Raw genomic sequence first — 18,433 nt, forward strand, 5'->3', positions numbered from 1 at the left:
TGGGTAGACGTACTACTCGGCATGCCCCGGCAGCGATCAGCACGGGGCAAGACGCGCCGCACCTGGAGGGTCGTCCGTTGTTCAGCATCACCGTCCGCGATCACATCATGATCGCCCACAGCTTCAGCGGAGAGGTCTTCGGACCCGCCCAGCGCCTGCACGGAGCGACATTCCTCGTCGACGCCACGTTCCGCCGTGAACAGCTGGACGACGACAACATCGTCGTCGACATCGGCCTGGCCACCCAGGAGCTCGGCGCCGTGGTGAGCGAGTTGAACTACCGCAACCTCGACAACGAGCCCGACTTCGCAGGCATCAACACCTCCACGGAGTTCCTGGCCAAGGTCATCGCCGACCGGCTCGCCGCGCGGATCGAGAAGGGCGCCCTGGGTGAGGGCGCGCGAGGCCTGGCGGGCCTCACCGTCACGCTGCACGAGTCGCACGTCGCCTGGGCCAGCTACGAGCGTGCCCTGTGACCGACACGACCCTCGACCGTCCGGTTCCCCTCTCCCCGGCGGCCACTTCGGCCGCCCCGGCCCAGGTACAGGTACAGGCTCACGTGCAGACGACCCTCAACTACGTGCCGGTGCAGAACGCGGCCCTCAAGAACGCGGCGATCATCCCCATGTCCCTGCGCTCCGTGCACTTCGTGATGCCGGGCGGTGTCGACGACCCGGCCAAGCCGAGCGGCGGCAACGCCTACGACCGGCGGATCAGCCTCGACCTGCCCGGCTTCGGCTGGCAGGTCCACAAGCACGCCGTCGCCGGTGAGTGGCCCCGGCCCGGCACCGACGCCCGCGCGGAACTGGCGCGGACCCTGCGCGAGCTGCCGGACGGCACGGTCGTCCTGCTCGACGGCCTGGTGGCCTGCGGGGTCCCCGAGATCATCGTCCCGGAGGCCGAACGGCTGCGCCTCGCCGTGCTGGTGCACCTCCCGCTGGGCGACGAGACGGGCCTCGACCCGGCCGTCGCGGCCGAACTGGACGCCCTGGAGCGGACCACCCTGAGGGCGGTGCCCTCGGTGATCGCGACCAGCGACTGGGCCGTCCGACGCCTCGTCTCCCACCACGGACTCGCCCCGGACCGCGTGCACATGGCGGCCCCCGGCGCCGACATCGCCCCCCTCGCCTCCGGCACCGACGGCGTCTCCCGCCTCCTCTGCGTGGCCGCCGTGACCCCGCGCAAGGGCCAGCACCGCCTGGTGGAGGCGCTGGCCGCGGTGACCGACCTGCCGTGGAGCTGCGTCTGCGTCGGCGGGCTCGAACAGGACCCCGAGTACGTCGCCGACCTGCGCGCCCTGATCGCCAGGCACGGACTGGAGGACCGGCTGCACCTGGCCGGCCCCCAGGCGGGCGCCCAGCTCGACGCCAGCTACGCCGCCGCCGACCTGATGGTCCTCACCTCCTACGCGGAGACGTACGGCATGGCGGTCACCGAGGCGCTCGCGCGCGGCATCCCGGTGCTCGCCACGGACGTCGGTGGCCTCCCCGAGGCGGTCGGGCGCGCACCCGACGGCGGCGTCCCCGGCATCCTCGTACCGCCGGAGAACCCGGCGGCGCTCGCGGCGGAACTGCGCGGCTGGTTCGGCGAGGCGGACGTCCGCCGCCGGCTGAAGGCGGCGGCACGAGGCCGCCGGGCGGCCCTGGACGGCTGGGCGGCGACGGCACGGAGCCTGGCCGGTGTGCTGGGCCGGATTCCCTGGGAACCCCGGAGGGCGGCATGAGGGCAGTGACGACGATGACGGGCGCCGACCTCGGGTCGGTCGCCGCTCGGGGCCTCCGGGCGGCCGCGCTGCGGAGCGCCGTCGGCGTGCGGGGGCCGATTCCCCCGGGAACCGCCGAGGGCGGCACGGCCAAGGTGACGACGATGACGGCCTTGGCGGGGTCGGTGACGTCCAGGGACGCCGACATCGAGCTGGTCGCCGCTCGGGGACGCCGGGTGGCCGCGCTGCGCAGTCTCGTCGGTGCGCAGGGGCGGACTCCCCACGGAGCAAGGAGCGCGGCATGAAGAAGACGACGATCACGACTTCGGCGGCGTCGGACATACAACGACGGGGACCGGTGACTCCGGTGGACACGAACGCCAAGCCCGCCACCGGGATTCCGGCCCAGCCGACGCACCGGGACGTGAAGCCCGGCGCCGGGCCCGTGGGCCCGGGGGAGCGGGGCACGGTCCGGCTGCGTGAGGCCGGGCCCGACGACCCGCCCCGCTACGCGCCCGACTGGCTGGAGCTGCGCGAGGGCCCCGACGCCGCCGCGCGCGCCGTCGAACTCCTCGTCCCCTTGCGCGCCCGGCTGGCCGAACAGCCCGGAAAGCCGGGCGGGCACGTCATCCACGACCTGGGCTGCGGCACCGGGTCCATGGGCCGCTGGCTCGCGCCCCGGCTCGACGGCGCCCAGCACTGGATCCTGCACGACCGCGACCCCTACCTGCTGCACTTCGCCGCAGTGGCCTCGCCGCGTGCCGCCGCCGACGGCAGCCACGTGACGGTCGAGACCCGGCGCGGCGATGTCGCCCGGCTGACCTCCGACGCGCTGGCCGGCGCCTCCCTGGTCACCGCCTCCGCGCTGCTGGACGTCCTCACCCGTGAGGAGGTCGACGCCCTCGCCACCGCCTGCGCGGGCGCCGGCTGCCCGGCCCTGCTGACCCTCTCCGTGGCCGGCCGCGTCGAGTTCGGCACTCCCGACCCGCTGGACGGGGACATCGCCGAGGCGTTCAACACCCACCAGCGGCGGGCGGGCCTGCTCGGCCCCGACGCGGTCACGGCCGCCTGCGAGGCCTTCGACCGGCGGGGCGCCACGGTCCGCGTCCACCCGAGCGCCTGGCACCTCGGCCCCGTGGAGGCCCCGCTCACCGCGGAGTGGCTGCGCGGCTGGGTCGCGGCGGCGGTGGAGGAACGCCCGGCACTGAGGTCCCGCGCCGACACGTACCTCGCCGAGCGCCTGGAGGCCTGCGCGGCCGGGGAGCTCCGGGTCGAGGTCCACCACAGTGACCTCCTGTCCCTGCCCAGGCAGACGGGCGGGACGACGTCATGAGCGTGCAGACGCTGGACGTGCCCCGTAAGGGGCGCGGGGATGTATCGATCAGCGGTTCCGCCGTGACGGGGGTCCCCCCGCTCGAGCGAAGCCGAGAGCGGGGGAGCGACCAGCCCTCACCGGCCCGCAGCGTAGGAACGACCGCACATCCTCCGAGGCGCTCCGCGTCCGCCGGCCGCGCCGGGGTGATCGGCTTCGTCGGGCCCCGGGACGCCGCCCCGAAGGCGTCCCACCCGAACCGTCTGCGGCGCGCGGCCAAGAGCATCCGCCCCCACCTGGGCACTCTCGCCGGAGTGACGATTCTCGGCGTGCTGCTCTGGCGCCTCGGTACCGGCGTCTTTCTGGACGGGCTGCGGAGGATCGACGTACCGATCCTGTTCGTGGGCCTGGGGATCGGGCTGCTCACCACCGTGTTCAGTGCCTGGCGCTGGGCACTGGTGGCTCGCGGCCTGGGAATCAAGCTGCCCCTCGTCGCCGCGACCGCCGACTACTACCGCTCGCTGTTCCTGAACGCGGCCCTCCCCGGCGGTGTCCTCGGCGACGTGCACCGTGCGGTGCGGCACGGGCAGAGCGCCGGTGACATGGGGCGCGGGGTCCGTGCGGTCGTTCTCGAACGGGCCGCCGGACAGATCGCGCTGGTCGCCGTCGGCGGAGTGGTACTGCTCACCCAGCCGTCGCCGGTGCTGGCCGAGGCCCGCCGGGTCGCCCTGATGGCGGCCTTCGCCGCCGTGGGCGCCGTCGCGGTCGTCGTCGCCGTCCGGATGAACCGTGCCCCGAGTGCCGCCGCCCGCCGGACCCGCGCCCTGCGTGCCGCGCTCACCGAGGCCCGCGGCGCTCTGCTCTCCCGCGAGAACCTGCCGGGAGTGGCGCTCTCGTCGGTGGTCGTTCTCTCCGGCCACCTCGGGATGTTCGTGGTCGCCGCCCGGGTCGCCGGATCCCGGGCCTCCGTGGCCGAGTTGCTGCCGCTGGCCGTACTGGCGCTGCTGGCGATGGGGGTGCCGCTGAACGTCGGTGGCTGGGGACCCCGCGAGGGTGTCACCGCCTGGGCGTTCGGCGCTGCGGGGCTGGGTGCCAGCATGGGCCTGAGCGTCGCCGTCGTGTACGGCGTGCTGAGCTTCGTGGCCGCCCTGCCCGGCGCGGTCGTCCTGGTCGTCCGCTACTTCTGGTCGCCGGCCCCGGAGTCAGCCCCGGCATCGGCATCGGTGAGCATCGAGAAATACGTTCCGAAGGACTCGGCGAAGCTCGCCAGCAGGGCCTTCCCCTTTTCGGCGGATCCCAGCGAAGGGCGGCCGATGACACCGGAATCGGTGTAACCGGCCATGCCGAGGGTGAGGAGATGACGGCGGTCGTCGGCGACGAAATCAGCGGTCTCAAAACCGGGACGGAGCAATTCAGGATGAGCGTGCAGCAGGATGGAGGTCTCGATTTCCCCCGCGTGCATGTCGGTGAGCAGCGAGGTCACCACTCCGGCCCGCTCGCGCGCCGTCTCCCAGTCCTCCCCGGCCGGGAACAGCGCCATACGCTCACCGCGCGCGGAGGATTCCTGAACGACGTTGCCCAGTACGTAGTTTCCGCCGTGTCCGTTGACGATCACCAGGGCGTCCACGCCCGAGCGGCGCAGCGAATCGGCGATGTCCCGTACTACCGCGTGAAGGGTCACGGAGGAGATGCTGACGGTTCCCGGCCAGGCCGCGTGCTCGTGCGAGCACGCGATGGTCACCGGCGGAAGGAGGTGCACCGGGTATGCGGAGGCGATCTCCCGGGCAATGGCACAGGCGACCAGGGTGTCGGTCGTCAACGGAAGGAAGGGACCATGTTGTTCAAAGCTCCCGACCGGAAGAACGGCGACCTGCGTTGAGACGCCGGCGGCTCGTGTCCGTACGTCTTCCGTAGTGTCCACCGGCAACAGGCCGCCAGTGGGCAACGCTACGGACGCCGTCGACCGTATTCCCGATTCATCCATGTTCTCCCGGCCTTTCGTCTCTGCTTAGGAACCAGATCATGACAGAAAAAATTGGCGTACTCGGCAAAGCCTCCCAGGCCTCGGGAGTGGAACGCGTGGTGAATGCGCCGTTGCCCACCGTGTACGGCGATTTCCAGGCGGTCGGATACATGGACCACGATCGCGGTGACGAGCAAGTGGCGCTGGTCTACGGTGAGATCGCCGAGGACGACGTTCTCACCAGGCTGCATTCCGAATGCCTGACGGGCGATGCCTTCGGCTCCCAGCACTGCGAATGCGGCGACCAGCTCGACTCCGCGCTGCGCGCGATAGTCGCCGAGGGAAGCGGCATTCTCGTCTACCTCCGGGGGCATGAGGGCCGGGGTATCGGGCTGCTCGCCAAGCTGCGCGCGATGCAGCTTCAGGCGGAGGGTCTGGACACCGTCGAGGCGAACCTCGCGCAGGGTCTGCCGGTGGACTCCCGTGACTACGGCGTCGCGGCGGAGATCCTCCACGACCTGGGTGTCCGTTCGGTGCGGCTGATGTCCAACAACCCGCGCAAGCGCGAGGCGTTGCTCCGCCACGGCATCAAGATCGCCGAGGATGTGCCGCTGCTGATCCCGCCGTGCGAGAACAACATCACCTACCTGCGGACCAAGCGGGAGCGTCTCGACCACGTCCTGCCGCACCTCGACGCGGTGGCCCACTGGTCCTGACCCGACCGGGAGACCCGGCCGGGAGCCCCGATCAGGGGGCGCACGTCACTCGGACGCGCGCGGGGGGTGCCAGAAGCCCCGATTCCGGAAAGGAAGAGGGAATGACCGATGACGTCCTCTTCCTCTCCCGGGACCAGGTGACGGCCCTCCTCGACATCGACACGGCGATCGCCTCGCAGCGCGCGGCGTTCGGCGCGTTGGGTGCGGGTGCTGCCGGTACGCCTGATCTGCCCGGGAAGATCATGCATCCCAGCCGCTTCGACGACAGTGTGGTCTTCGCGTACGTCTCCCGGCTGTCCCGGGACACGGGTGCGGTGGCGAAGTTCGGCAGCGTCAACCCGGGCAACGCGGCGATCGGCCTGCCGACCGTGCACGCCGTCATCACCGCCCTCGACCCGGTGACGGGCGAACTCGTCGCCGTCATGGACGGCACGGCGGTCACGACCCTGCGTACGGCCGCCGCCGGTGCCGTGGCCTTCGACGCGCTGTCCACCGCCGACAGCGCCGAACTGGCCCTGATCGGCTCGGGCACCCAGGCCCTCGCCCACGCGCGGGCCGTCGCCCGGGTACGGGACCTGAAGTCCGTACGGGTGTGGAGTCCGAACCCGGAGCGGCGAGTCCGGGCGGCGGAGCTGCTCGCCGCCGAACTCGGCATCGCCGTCGAGGCGACCGCCACGCCCCGGGAGGCGGTGACCGGGGCTTCCCTGGTGGCGGCCTGCACCCTCAGCACCACCCCCGTCGTGCGGGGCGCATGGCTCGATCCCGGGTGCACGGTGGTCAGTGTGGGGTCGTTCGAGCCGACCCGCAGCGAGGTCGACGCCGGAGTCGTATGGCGGGCGGCGGCCGTCGTCGTCGACGACCCGGCGACAGCGGCGGAACACGCCGGACCGGTGGTCGACGCCCTGCGCGACCGGCTGCTGGCCCGCGCGGACCTGATCGGGCTCGGCGACGTCCTCACGGGCGCCCGGACCGCCCGAACCGGCCCCGACGACATCGTCTTCTACAACAGCGTCGGGCTCGGTGTGCAGGACGCGGCGGCGGCCTGGGCCGTCGTCCACGCGGCACGCGGGGTGGGGCGATGAAGGTTCCCCGGACGGTTGTCGAGGCCCTGCGCGTCGGACAGCACGCTCACACGGATCGGCAGGTCCGCACGGGAGTGCGGGCGGCTCGTACGGGCGCTGACGGCCTCCTCTCCTGCGCGGCGAAGGGGGTGGCCCGATGACCCCGACGCGGGCGGACGTGGTCGTGATCGGCGGTGGGGTGATGGGCACGAGCATCGCCTACCAGCTGGCCCGGGCGGGTGTACCGGACGTGGTTCTCGTCGAGCGTGACGAACTGGCGTCCGGGTCCACCTCGCGGGCGGCCGGCGGGGTCCGGGCGCAGTTCTCCGACGAGCTCAACATCCAGCTCGGGGCGCGGAGCCTGGAGGCGTTCGGGCGGTTCGGGGAGGAGATCGGACACGACATCGGACTGCACCGGGTCGGCTATCTCTTCCTCCTCTCCACGCCCGAGGACGTCGCGTCCTTCGAGGCGGGGGTCGTCCTGCAGAACGGCCTGGGTGTGCCGAGCCGCATGCTCACCCCGGCCGAGGCACGCCGTCTCTCGCCGCTGATCAGCACGGACGGCCTGCTGGCGGCGGCCTACTCGCCCGACGACGGCCACTGCACCCCGGAGGCGGTGGTCCACGGCTATGCCGCTGCCGCCCGCCGCCACGGCGCCACCCTCATGCGCCACACCGAGGTCACCGGCATCGAACGCGACGGCGACACCATCACGGCCGTGGTCACCGACAAGGGACGGATCGCCACCGACACCGTGATCTGCGCGGCCGGCGCCTGGTCACGGGCGGTCGGTGCGATGGCGGGCGTGGAACTGCCCGTCGAGCCCCTGCGCCGCCAGATCGCGGTCACCGAACCGGTCCCCGGACTGCCGCCGACGCTCCCCATGACCATCGACTTCAGCAGCAGCCTCTACTTCCACACCGAGGGGCCCGGACTCCTCCTCGGCATGTCCGACCCCGACGAGACGACCGGCTTCTCCATCGACACCCACGACCGCTGGATCCCGCGCCTGTACGAGGCGATGGAACACCGGGCGCCCGCCCTGCTCGACCTGCGCCGCACCGGCGGCTGGGCGGGTCTGTACGAGATCACCCCGGACCACAACGCCCTGATCGGGGAGGCGAGTTCACCCACCCGCTTCCTCTACGCGACGGGGTTCTCCGGCCACGGTTTCCTCCAGGGGCCGGCGGTCGGCGAGGTGGTCCGCGACCTCTACCTCGGCCGCGTACCCTTCGTCGACATCAGCCCCTTGAGCGCCGGCCGTTTCGCGGCCGATGCCCTGCGCCCGGAGGTCAACCTCGTATGACCGAGCTCCACTTGTGGCTGCGCCACGAGACCCGTACGACCGAACGCCGCACGCCCGTCGTCCCGTCCGACGCCCGGCGCCTCGTCGAACAGGGGGTACGCCTGACCGTCGAGGACTCCCCCCAGCGGATCTTTCCGACGGAGGAGTACGAGGCGGTCGGCTGCGCCGCTGCCGACGCCGGGTCCTGGGTCTCCGCGCCCTCGGACGCGGTGATCGTCGGCCTCAAGGAACTCCCGGACCAGCCGGGCGAGTTGCGCCACCGGCACATCTACTTCGGGCACGCCTACAAGGGCCAGCCGGGCGCGGCCGAGCTGCTGGGCCGCTTCGTCGCCGGGGGCGGGGCCCTGCTGGACCTGGAGTATCTGGCGGACGACCGGGGGAGGAGGCTGGCGGCCTTCGGTTACTGGGCCGGGTATCTGGGGGCCGCCCTCGCCGTGCTCCAGCACCGGGGCAGGTTGGCGACTCCGTTGCTTCCGACCACCAAGGAGGCGCTGGAGGCCGAACTCCGGGCGCCCGGAACGCGGTTGAGCGCGCTGGTCATCGGCGCCCTGGGCCGCAGCGGCCGGGGTGCGCGGGTCGCGCTCGACGAGGCCGGGGTCGACCCCACCTGCTGGGACCTGGCCGAGACGCGGAACCTGGACAGACCGGCCCTGCTGGCCCACGACTTGCTGGTCAACACCGTTCTCACCACCCGCCCCGTCCCGCCCTTCCTGACGGACGAGGACCTGGACACACCCGGCCGCCGACTGCGCACCCTCGCGGACGTCACCGTCGACGTCGGATCGCCCATGAACCTCCTCCCGGTGTACGACACCGCCACCACCTGGGACGACCCCGTACGCCGACTGCGGGACGAGCCGCCGCTCGACCTGATCGCCATCGACAACCTGCCGTCCCTGCTGCCCCGCGAGGCGAGCGCGGACTTCTCGGCCGCCCTGGTGCCCCAGCTGCTCGACTTCGAGGTGGGCGGACCATGGGGGCGCTGTCTGGCACGGTTCGACGAGACGTGCCGTGAACTGGGCCTGCTCAAGGGCGAGTCGGGAAGCTCGGGGAGCGAAGGGGGAGTGGGCGCATGACGGACACGGTTCCCGCGAGCGGCACCGTCCACTGGATCGGCGTGGGCCTGTCCACGGGCGGCGGACTGGCCGCACTGTGCGACAGCGACGCCGTGCGGCACGTACGGGTGTGGCACCGTACGGAGGAGCGTGCGGCCGAGGCGCTGACTCACCTGGGCCTCACCGGCCGCGCCGAACCCCGCGCCTACACCCTCGCCGCGCTCAGCGCCGAACTGGCCCCCGGAGACGTGGTCGTCTCCATGCTCCCCGCGCCCGAGCACGCCCCGCTGCTGGCGGCCTGTGTGCGGGGCGGTGCCCACTTCGCGTGCTCGAGCTATGTGTCGGAGCCGGTGCTCGAACAGGTTCCGGCAGCCGAGGCGGGCGGTCTGGTCGTCCTCACCGAATGCGGGCTCGACCCTGGCATCGACCATCTCTTCGCGCACAGCCTGATCACCCGCGCCGAGCACGCGATCGGCGCCGGCACGCCGGCCTCGTACCGCCTCACGTCGTACTGCGGAGGCATCCCCGCGGTGCCCAACGACTTCAGGTACAGGTTCAGCTGGGCACCTGCCGGAGTACTCAACGCCCTTCGCTCGCCCGCCCGTTACATCGAAGAAGGTGCCGAGACCGTCGCCGAGAGGCCCTGGGAGGTCACGCGTCCGCATGTGATCGACGGGGAGACCTTCGAGGTGTACCCGAACCGGGACAGCGTGCCGTTCGTCGAGCAGTACGAACTGCCGACGGCCTGGCAGGCGCGGACCTTCGTCCGGGGCACCCTGCGGCTTGACGGCTGGCTCAGCGCCTGGGGCTCCGTCTTCGAGGAGCTGAAGGGCGGCGACGACGAGCGGATCGGTGCCCTGGCGAGGGAGTTGGCGGCGCGCTATCCGACGACCGACGCCGACCGCGACCGCGTGGTCCTCGCCGTCTCCCTGGACGTGGAAGTGGACGCGGAGGGGGTGGGGGAGGGGGACGGCGATCCCGGGCGCCGGCGGAGCTGGTCCGGCCGTTGTCTCCTCGACCTGGAGGGCGACGCGGCCGAGAGCGCGATGGCCCGCTGTGTCTCCCGCACGCTCGCCCTGGGGGTTCGCCACATCCTCGACGGTTCGCTGCCGCCCGGCCTGAGCCGCGCCGCCGAGACGGCACGGCGTTCGGAGGAGTGGCTGAGTGAACTCGGCGGGGAGGGAATGGAGTTCAGGCTCACCGTCGGCTGACGGCGGCGCGCTCCCCGCCAACTACCCGATATCCGATACCCGATACCCGGTATCCGTTGCCCGCTACTCGGTGACGACCGCCTCATGCACCAGACGCTTGAGGTCCTGCCAGTACGACCGACTCGTCCTGTGTCGTACCTGGGTCATGAACTGCACGGTCAGATCACGGCCCGGGTCGACCCAGAACGTCGTCGTCGCCACCCCGCTCCAGCCGTACGTGCCGAGGCCGGCCGGAGCCAGGGTGCGGTCCGGGTCGATCACCACCGAGACCCCGAGGCCGAAGCCGACGCCCGCGTTGCCGGGTTCGTCGTGGGGACGGGCGCCGAAGGTGCGCAGGTCGGCGCCGTCCGGGAGATGGTTGGAGGTCATCAGGGACACGGTCTCGGACGACAGGATGCGGACGCCGTCGAGTTCGCCGCCCCGGCGCAGCATCTCCATGAACCGGTGGTAGTCGTGGGCGGTGGCGACGACACCGCCGCTGCCGGACAGGAACCGGGGCCGGTCCTTCAGGGGCAGGCCGAGGATCGGCTCGATGCCGCCGTCCTCGGTCTCCCCGTACAACTCGGACAGCCTGGCCGCCTGTTCGCCGTTCACACAGAAACCGGCGTCCGTCATGCCGAGCGGGCGGAAGACCCGGTCGGCGACGAACTCGTCCAGCGACTGCCCGGACGCCACCTCGATGACCCGGCCCAGGACGTTCGTGGCGACCGAGTAGTTCCACTGGGTGCCCGGCTCGAACTGGAGCGGCAGACGTGCGTACACCGAACACGTCTCGGCCAGGGTCGAGCCCGGCACCACCGACGACTCCAGGTTGGCGGCGCGGTACAGGGCGTCGACGGGGTGCGAGTGGTAGAAGGCGAAGGTGAGACCCGCCGTGTGGGTCATCAGGTGCCGGATCAGGAGGGGTTCGGCGGGCCGGGTGCTGACGTCGCTCCCGGAACCGCTCACGTACACCTGCGGGTCGGCGAACTCCGGCAGGAAGCGGGAGACGGGGTCCGTGAGCGCGAGCCGGCCCTCCTCCAGCAGGATCAGCGCGGCGACCGAGGTGAGCGGCTTGCTCATGGAGTAGATCCGCCACAGGGTGTCGGTCTCGACCGGAAGGTCGGCTGCCAGGTCGCGCCGGCCGTGCGTGGTGAGGTGTGCGACGCGGCCGGCGCGGGCCACGGACACGAGGAAGCCGGGCAGACGTCCTTCGTCGACACAGTGGGCGAAGTGCTGGTCGAGGCGGTCCAGCGCCTTCGCGTCCAGTCCGACCTCGCCCGGTTCGACCTCTTGTCGCAGCTGTGCCATCGTTCCCCTCCGGTCGCTTGAAGTGCCGCCCTGTCATACCCCGACAGGATCACCTCAGGCCTCAGACCCCCCATGGTGACGCAGGGACCCCGCAGGCGTCGCCCGCAGGTCACCCAGGTCAGGCAGTTTCAGGGCGGCCAGTACACCCACCACTGATATACCCGCCAGCACGGGCAACGACGTCCGAAGTCCGTCGGTGACGGCGGCGAGCGTCGCCGCGGCGGCCACTCCGAGGACCGGTCCGACGTTCATCGCGGTCTGCTGCAACCCGCCCGCCACCCCTGCGGACTCGGCTGCCGCATGCCGTACGACGACGGCGGTCGCGGTCACCATCACGGTACCGAAACCCGCTCCGAGCAGCAGGAATCCACCGCCGACCGCCTCGGCCCCGGCCGCCCGGAACAGCACGAGCACCCCGAGCGCGAGCACGAGCAGGCCGGCCGAGGTCGTACGCCGGGCCCCGTACCGACGCAGGAGCACGGCAGCCATCGGCGCGCCCAGCACCATCGCCACACCGCCGGGCAGCGCGGTGAGGCTGGTGCGCAACGGGTTCATGCCCAGTTCGTCCTGGAGCACATAGCTGGCCACGAAGAGTGTGCCGAACATCGCAGCCGAAGCGGTCACGAGAATGCCCAGCGCGGCTCCCACGACCCCTGATCCGAGCACGTCGGGGGGTAGCAGCGGGTCGGTGGTACGCCGTTCATGGCGTACGAGGACGAGGCCCGCGCCCGCCGCCGTGAGCAGCCCGAGGACGGTCGACGGACTCCAGCCGTGCTCGGGGACACCGACGAGCGTGTGCACGAGGCAGGCGAGGGACAGCGCGAGCAGGGCCGCGCCGGACAGGTCGAGGTGCCCGTGTCCGGGTGCGGGCGATGGACGCGGGCCGGGAACGCGGACGAGCAACGCCATTGCGCCCAGCACCAGCGCCGGCACGACGTTGAGGAAGAACACCGCGCGCCAGCCCAGGTGGGTCACCAGCACGCCGCCCACCAGCGGTCCGGCCGCCGCGGCCACCCCGATCGCACTGGTCCGCAACGCGATCGGCATCCCCAGCCGGTCGGGCGGGAACGCGGCCCGCAGCATCCCGAGCGTGGCGGGTTGCAGCAGCGCGCCGAAGATCCCCTGGACGACCCGCAGTGCGATCACCCAGCCCACGCCGGACGCGAACCCGATGCCCGCCGACACCGCTCCGAAGCCCAGCACCCCGATGGCGAAGAGCCGTTGGTGCCCGTACCGGTCCCCGAGGCGACCGGCGAACACGAGCAGACTCGCCACCGCGATGAGATACCCGGTGCTCGTCCACTGGACCTCGGTGAAGGAGGCGTGCAGATCCCGTTGCAGCGTGGGCTGCGCGATGGTCAGCACGGTGCCGTCGAGGGCGACGACAACTGCCCCGATCACACTGCTCGCGAGGGTGCTGCGCCGTCCCGGGGGACGGCCCCCGGCCTCCCGGAGCCGATGCGCGCTCACCGCTCCTCCGGCCCGAGGTGCGCGTCGAGGGCCGTACGCAGCAGGGGCGCGAAGTCGTCGGCTCCCGTGGTGAGTTGGAGGCTGCCCCAGGTCCACAGCTGGGCGATGCCGTAGAGGTTCGCCAGCAGCGCCCCGGCGACGAGCCGGGCGTCGGCGTCCGGCCGGATCTGTCCGACGAGATCCACCAGCAGTGCGAAGACCGGCAGGCTGGCCTCGCGCAGCCCCAACTTGTTGCTCTCCAGCAGATCGTGACGGAACATCAGCTCGTGCATGCCCCGGTTGGCGAGGGCGAAGTCGAGGTACACGCGCCCGAGCACGGCGATCTGCTCCCGGGGTCCCGCCGTACCGGGGCCGATCTCCTCGACCGCCCGCGATCCCCTGGCCGCCAGTTCGGTGAAGCCACGGCGTGCGATGGCCGACAGCAGCTCCAGATGGGTCGGGAAGTAGCGGCGCGGGGCGCCGTGCGAGACCCCGGCGCGGCGGGCGATCTCCCGGAGGGTGAGCGCGTGGACACCTTCCGCGGTCACCAGGTCGACGCCGACGTCGATGAGCCGGGTACGCAGTGAATCACTCATAGACACTGTCTACCAAGAGCCGGTAGACAGTGTCTACTCCGGAAGCGTCGGAATGGAGGAGCGTGGGAGCACGTTGAGCGAGACATGACTCAGGACGATGCGCAGGACCTGCTCCTCAAGCTGCTCTCCGAGTACGGCGGTGGAGTGCTGACGACCATCAAGGCCGACGGCCGCCCCCAGCTCTCGAACGTCAACCACGCCTACGACCCGGGCGAACGCACCATCCGTATCTCCCTCACGGACTCCCGCGCCAAGACCCGCAACCTGCGCCGGGACCCGCGGGTCTCCTACCACGTGACCAGCGACGACCGCTGGGCGTACACCGTGGTCGAGGGCGTGGCCGACCTGACGCCCGTGGCCCAGGCCCCGGACGACGAAACCGTGGAGGAACTGGTCCGGCTCTACCGGGCGGTGCGGGGCGAGCACCCCGACTGGGACGACTACCGCGCGGTCATGGTCCGGGACCGGCGGCTCGTGCTGCGGATCAGGGTGGACAGGGTGTACGGCATACCGCGCCCCACGGCCCAGGCGTGATCCGAACGACAGGCCCTTGGTGAACCAGGGCGGGTGACTCCCCGTCAGTGTCCCCGCACTGCCGATAGGGTTGATCCACAGAGCGGCTCAACGGCCGTGCGGGGCGCGGGAGACGGGGAGTTCGCTGGATGCTGGATCCGATTTCGCTGGGCGCCATCAGCGCGGTACTCGGAGCCGTCGGATCGGGGATGGGCAGCGAAGCCGGCAGGTGGGCCTGGGAGACGGCCGGAGGTCTGGTCCGCCGTGTCGCCGGGCGCGAGGTCGCCGCGCCCACCACACCCGGCCGGCTGACCGAGGTCGCCCACCTCGTGCACGACGGTGTGCTGAACGACCCCCAACTCGCCCGCGCCTGGACCCTGTTCGCCCAGGGCGTTGCCGTACGGGGCGATCTCCCCGGCACCTTCGCGCGCCGGGCCGGACTGCCGCCCTCCCCGCGCTTTTTCACGGACCGTCAGGAAGCCCTGAAATCGCTGGACAAGGAGGCCACCCGCGCCTTCGACGGCCGCCCCAGGCTGGCTCTCCTGCACGGCCCGGAAGGCATCGGCACCAGCACCCTCGCCATCCACTGGGGCTGGCGGCAACAGGCCCGCTTCCCCGACGGGCAGCTCTACGCGGATCTGCGCGCCCTCGGCTCCGACGCCGCCCTCGGGACCCTGCTGCGCCAACTCGGCCTGCCGGACGAGGAAGTACCGCCCGCTGCCGCCGACCGTGCCGACCTCCTCCGGCGCTGCCTCGCCGACCGGCGCCTGCTCCTCGTGCTCGACCACGCCCAATCGGCAGGTCAGGTAAGGGCGTTGCTCACCTCGTCGCCGGGCGTCGTCACCCTGGTCGTCGCCCGACAGCCACTCGCCGGCCTCGACGCGCTGCGCGTCCCGGTCGGTCCCCTGGCACGCAAGGACGCGGTGCGGCTGCTCACCGACCTGGTCGGCAAACCCGCGATCGGCGCGGCCCGCGCCACCCTGCCCGGCGTCCTCGACCGCTGCGCCGGCTCGCCGTACGCCCTACGGGCAGCGGCACCCCGCCTGACCGCCGTCATCCCGGCGGCGACCACACGGAGCCCTGTCGGTGATCCCGTCCCGGATGTCCCGGATGCGGTGGGCGCCGCCGCCGAGGACTCCTACCGGCTGCTCAGCCCCGACGCCGCCCGCCTCTACCGTCTGGCGGGGCTGTATGCCTGGCCGGACCTCGACGCCGCCGCAGCCGCGCGCGCCGCCGACCTCACCGAGGCCGAGGCTGCCCGGCTGCTCGAAGAACTCGCCGACGCGCTGCTCCTCGAACACACGGACTCCGGCCGCTACCGCTACCGCCCGGCGGTACGCGCCCACGCCGAGCGCGTCGCCGCCGCCACCGACGGCATCGCCGCGTGCTCGGCGGCCGTCTCCCGAACCGTCGAGCACTATCTGCACCTGGCGGTGGGCGCCGCGCGGGCCGCGCTCCCGGAGAGCTGGCGCGTCCCGGCCGGAACGTCGCCGGTCTCGTACGGCGACCGGGGCACGGCCGTGGCCGCCCTCGCCGCCGAGGCGCAGAACCTGGTCCAGGCGGTCCGCGCTGCCGAGGAGTTCCGCGACTGGGACACCGTCGTACGGCTGTGCCAGGCGCTGTGGCCGCTCCAGCTCAAGGCCGGTCACCATGACGTCCTGCTCCCCGCGCTGCAGACCGGCGCCCGGATCGCCGACGCCCACTTCCCCGGCAGCCGCACGGCGGGCTCCCTGCACGCCCAACTCGCGCACTCCCTGACCGAGTCGCGCCGTTGGGACGAGGCGGAACCGGAAGCCCTCGCGGCAGCCCGGGACGAGTGGGCCGCCGGACACACGCGGGGCCACGCCTCCGCCGTCGAGTTCCTCGGTCTGCTCCGGCTGCGCCAGTGGCGCTTCACCGAGGCGTACGACTCCTTCGAGGAGGCCGCCGGGATCCTCGACGGCATCGGGCCCACCGACGAGGGCGCCGCCGACCTCCCGCGCGCCCGCGCCCTGTTGGAGCGTCACCGGGGTCGCGCCCTGCGAGGCCTCGGCCGCCGCGACGAGGCCCGTGAGCGACTGGAGCGGGCGCTGCGCTTCTTCCGGGACAGCGGCGAGGCGTACAACACCGCCCGCACGCTCACCGACCTCGCCGAAACCCACCTGGACGGTGCGGAGTCCACGGCCGCCCTGGCCCTGGTCGACGCGGCGACCGAGGCCCTCGGGCAGGAGAACGCCGTCTACCACCTTGCTCATCTGCGGATACTGCGGGAGCGGTGCGTCAGCGTCGGGTGACCGTCGTCCGGTGGGTGAACGCTCCCGTCCGGACCGTCAGCCCTTGGGCGACCGGCTCGTCCAGCGACTTGCCGGCTGCGAGCCACGCGTACAGGGCCGAGGCGTACACGGCCGGGTCGGCGTCCGCGTCGGACTCGCCGCGAATCCGCAGCAGTTCACCGTCACGCGTACGGACCGTGCATTCACCGGGTCCGCCGACATGGGCGGCCAGCGTGCACTGCGGATGCAGGGCGAGGGCCTCCGTCGTCCACAGTTCCGGCGGGCCGAGACGTGCGTCGTCCGGTCGGCCGTACCGGAACACCACGTCGGCAAGGGCGAGTTGGTGGGCCTCGCGGGTCTCCTCGTGTGCCGCCATGTGCATCTCGCCGGCACTGTCCGCGGGCAGGTGCTGTCCGGCGTACCGGGTGACCTCGATCTCGCCGGCGCCCAGCAGCCGGGTGAGTACGAGCAACGGCACGGTGCGGGAAGGGGGTTCGTACGGTGGCAGGGGGAGGGGTTCGAGCAGGGCGGGTCCGTCCGGCTCGGGGATGCCGAGAACCTCGTAGAAGAGGCGGCGCAGCCGGGTGGCCGACTCGCCGGGTACGGAACTGATGAACTCGGCCGGTTCGGGGCGGGGCCGGTGGTCGCGGACGGCTGCCTCCACCTGAGGGCGCAGCGGGAGTGCCGGGTCGAGACGCGGGGCGTCGCGCACGAAGTCGTGGACGGGAGCCTCGGGCGCGAGGCCGGCGAGGGGAGCGGCTCCCAGCAGGACGGGGGTGCCCAGCGCGGCCGCGTAGTAGGTCACCGAACCGTGGTCGCCGATCACCGCGTCGGCCGCGATCAGTGCCTGCCGCCAGCCGTGCAGCGGGTCGATGAGCGTGAGCCCGGCGCGCCGGGCTCTGTCGAGCCAGGCACGGATCTGTCCTGGACCGTGGCCGTGCCAGATGTTGGGGTGGAGAACCGCCGCGAACCGGTACTCGTCGGCCGGGAACTCCGAGGCCAACCGGGGGAGGAGTGACGGAAGGACGTCATCGCTGCCACCGTCGCCGAACAGCGACTCGGGGTTCCAGGTGGAGTTGAGGAGCACCAGCCGCTGCCCGGCACGGATGCCGAGGGCCCGGCGGAAGCGGTCACGGCAGCGCCGCGCCGCGAGCATACGGTCCCAGCAGGGGTCACCGGCGAGTACGGCAGTGGACGCGGCCTCGGGGCAGGCGGTGCGCAGTCGCTCGTACTGCTCGGGATGCGACAGGACGAGGGCGTCCGCGACGGGAACGCCGTGCTCGTCGAGCAACCACTCGGGCGACAACCCGAAGACCGGCCCCCCGGCTTCGGCACTCCCGCCGCCCGCCGCCCGCTGTTGGGTGTTGGGTGTTGGGTGTTGGGTGTTGGGTGTCGCGAGCCTCTTAGTGTATCCGACGCCGTGAGACAGTATGGTCAAGTGTCCGATAATGTCCGGGAGTTGACCGCCGAAGCTCGCCGATATCGCCAACGACACCGGCGTCTTGACGGCCTGCTCCCATGGCAGTACAGGCACCCCTGTCTCCGCCAGCAACTCGGCGACGCCCGAGCGGAACACGGACGACTCCGTGCAGGTCACGAGCAGCTGGACCCTGAAGTCGTCGTGGAAGAGGGGCAGTACGTCCAGGAGCCGGGTCGCCGAGGTCACGTTGTGGACGACGAGCAGGACCTTGTGGCTCCGGCTCCGCGTGGTCCAGCGGGCCGAGTCGTCCCCGACCGGCACCCGTATCCACCCGGCCCCCGTCACTATCGCCCGCCCGCCTGTCGTACTGGTGATCGGGCAACGATAGTCAACGACGGATCCGCGCGTACCGGCCGCCCCTGAAACCGGCCGGTACGCGCGGAGGTGCTGTGCTTTTGTACTCGTTTCGGCCGATGTTCTTGCGTGCCCTGTCATCTGTCAACCGCGCGGCGGGTGAGAGATGACAGGGCACGCTTCCCCGGCATGCCCAAGTCCCCGAACAGCCCATGGCTGCCGGGGACTTGGGA

At 72.1% G+C, this 18,433-nt stretch carries 16 protein-coding genes and 1 pseudogene; 12 read left to right on the top strand and 5 right to left on the bottom strand.

Annotated features, from left to right (window positions below):
* The first annotated feature begins 77 nt into the window (after positions 1-77).
* Genes OHN74_RS36170 through OHN74_RS36190 form a run of 5 tightly spaced genes read left to right on the top strand, consistent with a single transcriptional unit; the run spans position 78 to position 4,348 of the window.
* Positions 78-476: a 6-pyruvoyl trahydropterin synthase family protein gene (locus OHN74_RS36170; protein WP_164414763.1), complete on the top strand. Its 399-nt coding sequence runs from the start codon at positions 78-80 to the stop codon at positions 474-476.
* Positions 473-1,723 (top strand): glycosyltransferase family 4 protein, encoded by a 1,251-nt coding sequence (locus tag OHN74_RS36175; protein ID WP_443060500.1) that lies wholly within the window; start codon positions 473-475, stop codon positions 1,721-1,723. Before OHN74_RS36170 ends, OHN74_RS36175 begins: the two co-directional genes overlap by 4 nt.
* On the top strand, positions 1,720-2,007 hold the full coding sequence (locus OHN74_RS36180) for a hypothetical protein (RefSeq protein ID WP_327698777.1): 288 nt from the start codon (positions 1,720-1,722) through the stop codon (positions 2,005-2,007). Before OHN74_RS36175 ends, OHN74_RS36180 begins: the two co-directional genes overlap by 4 nt.
* Complete coding sequence (locus OHN74_RS36185; protein WP_327698778.1) at positions 2,004-3,035, top strand: class I SAM-dependent methyltransferase; 1,032 nt, start codon at positions 2,004-2,006, stop codon at positions 3,033-3,035. Before OHN74_RS36180 ends, OHN74_RS36185 begins: the two co-directional genes overlap by 4 nt.
* A complete protein-coding gene (locus tag OHN74_RS36190; protein ID WP_443060501.1) occupies positions 3,032-4,348 on the top strand; it encodes a lysylphosphatidylglycerol synthase transmembrane domain-containing protein in 1,317 nt (438 codons plus the stop codon). The genes OHN74_RS36185 and OHN74_RS36190 overlap by 4 nt, the downstream gene beginning before the upstream one ends.
* Here the strand turns inward: OHN74_RS36190 and OHN74_RS36195 are convergent.
* Positions 4,321-4,998: pseudogene (locus OHN74_RS36195) on the bottom strand (creatininase family protein); the annotation flags it as partial. The gene OHN74_RS36190 and the pseudogene OHN74_RS36195 overlap by 28 nt on opposite strands.
* A 38-nt stretch (positions 4,999-5,036) precedes the next feature.
* Here OHN74_RS36195 and ribA point away from each other — a divergent pair.
* The 5 genes from ribA (at position 5,037) to OHN74_RS36220 (ending at position 10,326) form a co-directional block, all read left to right on the top strand.
* The gene (gene ribA / locus OHN74_RS36200) at positions 5,037-5,693 is read left to right on the top strand and encodes a GTP cyclohydrolase II (protein ID WP_164313289.1); all 657 of its coding nucleotides are present in this window, start codon (positions 5,037-5,039) and stop codon (positions 5,691-5,693) included.
* 101 nt (positions 5,694-5,794) lie between these two features.
* The gene (locus tag OHN74_RS36205; protein ID WP_327698780.1) at positions 5,795-6,775 is read left to right on the top strand and encodes an ornithine cyclodeaminase family protein; all 981 of its coding nucleotides are present in this window, start codon (positions 5,795-5,797) and stop codon (positions 6,773-6,775) included.
* A gap of 136 nt (positions 6,776-6,911) precedes the next feature.
* The gene (locus tag OHN74_RS36210) at positions 6,912-8,060 is read left to right on the top strand and encodes an NAD(P)/FAD-dependent oxidoreductase (protein ID WP_327698781.1); all 1,149 of its coding nucleotides are present in this window, start codon (positions 6,912-6,914) and stop codon (positions 8,058-8,060) included.
* Positions 8,057-9,136: a saccharopine dehydrogenase gene (locus OHN74_RS36215; RefSeq protein ID WP_327698782.1), complete on the top strand. Its 1,080-nt coding sequence runs from the start codon at positions 8,057-8,059 to the stop codon at positions 9,134-9,136. The genes OHN74_RS36210 and OHN74_RS36215 overlap by 4 nt, the downstream gene beginning before the upstream one ends.
* Entirely contained in the window at positions 9,133-10,326 is a 1,194-nt protein-coding gene (locus OHN74_RS36220; protein ID WP_327698783.1) for a saccharopine dehydrogenase family protein, read from the top strand. Before OHN74_RS36215 ends, OHN74_RS36220 begins: the two co-directional genes overlap by 4 nt.
* A 63-nt stretch (positions 10,327-10,389) precedes the next feature.
* On the opposite strand, the gene OHN74_RS36225 is transcribed toward OHN74_RS36220, so the two are convergent.
* From OHN74_RS36225 to OHN74_RS36235, 3 genes are read right to left on the bottom strand one after another with little or no spacing between them, the layout of a single operon-like run.
* Entirely contained in the window at positions 10,390-11,616 is a 1,227-nt protein-coding gene (locus tag OHN74_RS36225; protein ID WP_327698784.1) for a serine hydrolase domain-containing protein, read from the bottom strand.
* A 54-nt stretch (positions 11,617-11,670) separates the two neighbouring features.
* Positions 11,671-13,086, bottom strand: a complete 1,416-nt coding sequence (locus tag OHN74_RS36230; RefSeq protein WP_327698785.1) for an MFS transporter — start codon at positions 13,084-13,086, stop codon at positions 11,671-11,673.
* Positions 13,083-13,661 carry a TetR/AcrR family transcriptional regulator gene (locus tag OHN74_RS36235; RefSeq protein ID WP_327698786.1) on the bottom strand — a complete coding sequence of 193 codons (579 nt, stop codon included), beginning with the start codon at positions 13,659-13,661 and terminating at the stop codon, positions 13,083-13,085. Before OHN74_RS36235 ends, OHN74_RS36230 begins: the two co-directional genes overlap by 4 nt.
* An 84-nt stretch (positions 13,662-13,745) precedes the next feature.
* On the opposite strand from OHN74_RS36235, the gene OHN74_RS36240 reads away from it, so the two are divergent.
* Both OHN74_RS36240 and OHN74_RS36245 read left to right on the top strand, forming a co-directional pair.
* Positions 13,746-14,195, top strand: a complete 450-nt coding sequence (locus OHN74_RS36240) for a PPOX class F420-dependent oxidoreductase (RefSeq protein ID WP_327698787.1) — start codon at positions 13,746-13,748, stop codon at positions 14,193-14,195.
* 128 nt (positions 14,196-14,323) lie between these two features.
* Positions 14,324-16,447 (top strand): tetratricopeptide repeat protein, encoded by a 2,124-nt coding sequence (locus OHN74_RS36245; RefSeq protein WP_327698788.1) that lies wholly within the window; start codon positions 14,324-14,326, stop codon positions 16,445-16,447.
* Here the strand turns inward: OHN74_RS36245 and OHN74_RS36250 are convergent.
* A complete protein-coding gene (locus OHN74_RS36250; RefSeq protein WP_327698789.1) occupies positions 16,434-18,167 on the bottom strand; it encodes a hypothetical protein in 1,734 nt (577 codons plus the stop codon). The two genes, OHN74_RS36245 and OHN74_RS36250, sit on opposite strands and share 14 nt — an antisense overlap.
* Positions 18,168-18,433 lie beyond the last annotated feature (266 nt).

This window comes from Streptomyces sp. NBC_00459, assembly GCF_036013955.1.
Taxonomy (GTDB): Bacteria; Actinomycetota; Actinomycetes; order Streptomycetales; family Streptomycetaceae; genus Streptomyces.

Bases quoted from the DNA above. Each gene is read 5' to 3' on its own strand.
- OHN74_RS36190 (WP_443060501.1), top strand. From the start codon at position 3,032: ATGAGCGTGCAGACGCTGGACGTGCCCCGTAAGGGGCGCGGGGATGTA.
- OHN74_RS36240 (WP_327698787.1), top strand. From the start codon at position 13,746: ATGACTCAGGACGATGCGCAGGACCTGCTCCTCAAGCTGCTCTCCGAG.
- OHN74_RS36215 (WP_327698782.1), top strand. From the start codon at position 8,057: ATGACCGAGCTCCACTTGTGGCTGCGCCACGAGACCCGTACGACCGAA.
- OHN74_RS36225 (WP_327698784.1), bottom strand. From the start codon at position 11,616: ATGGCACAGCTGCGACAAGAGGTCGAACCGGGCGAGGTCGGACTGGAC.
- OHN74_RS36235 (WP_327698786.1), bottom strand. From the start codon at position 13,661: ATGAGTGATTCACTGCGTACCCGGCTCATCGACGTCGGCGTCGACCTG.
- OHN74_RS36205 (WP_327698780.1), top strand. From the start codon at position 5,795: ATGACCGATGACGTCCTCTTCCTCTCCCGGGACCAGGTGACGGCCCTC.
- OHN74_RS36210 (WP_327698781.1), top strand. From the start codon at position 6,912: ATGACCCCGACGCGGGCGGACGTGGTCGTGATCGGCGGTGGGGTGATG.
- OHN74_RS36245 (WP_327698788.1), top strand. From the start codon at position 14,324: ATGCTGGATCCGATTTCGCTGGGCGCCATCAGCGCGGTACTCGGAGCC.
- ribA (WP_164313289.1), top strand. From the start codon at position 5,037: ATGACAGAAAAAATTGGCGTACTCGGCAAAGCCTCCCAGGCCTCGGGA.
- OHN74_RS36185 (WP_327698778.1), top strand. From the start codon at position 2,004: ATGAAGAAGACGACGATCACGACTTCGGCGGCGTCGGACATACAACGA.
- OHN74_RS36220 (WP_327698783.1), top strand. From the start codon at position 9,133: ATGACGGACACGGTTCCCGCGAGCGGCACCGTCCACTGGATCGGCGTG.
- OHN74_RS36180 (WP_327698777.1), top strand. From the start codon at position 1,720: ATGAGGGCAGTGACGACGATGACGGGCGCCGACCTCGGGTCGGTCGCC.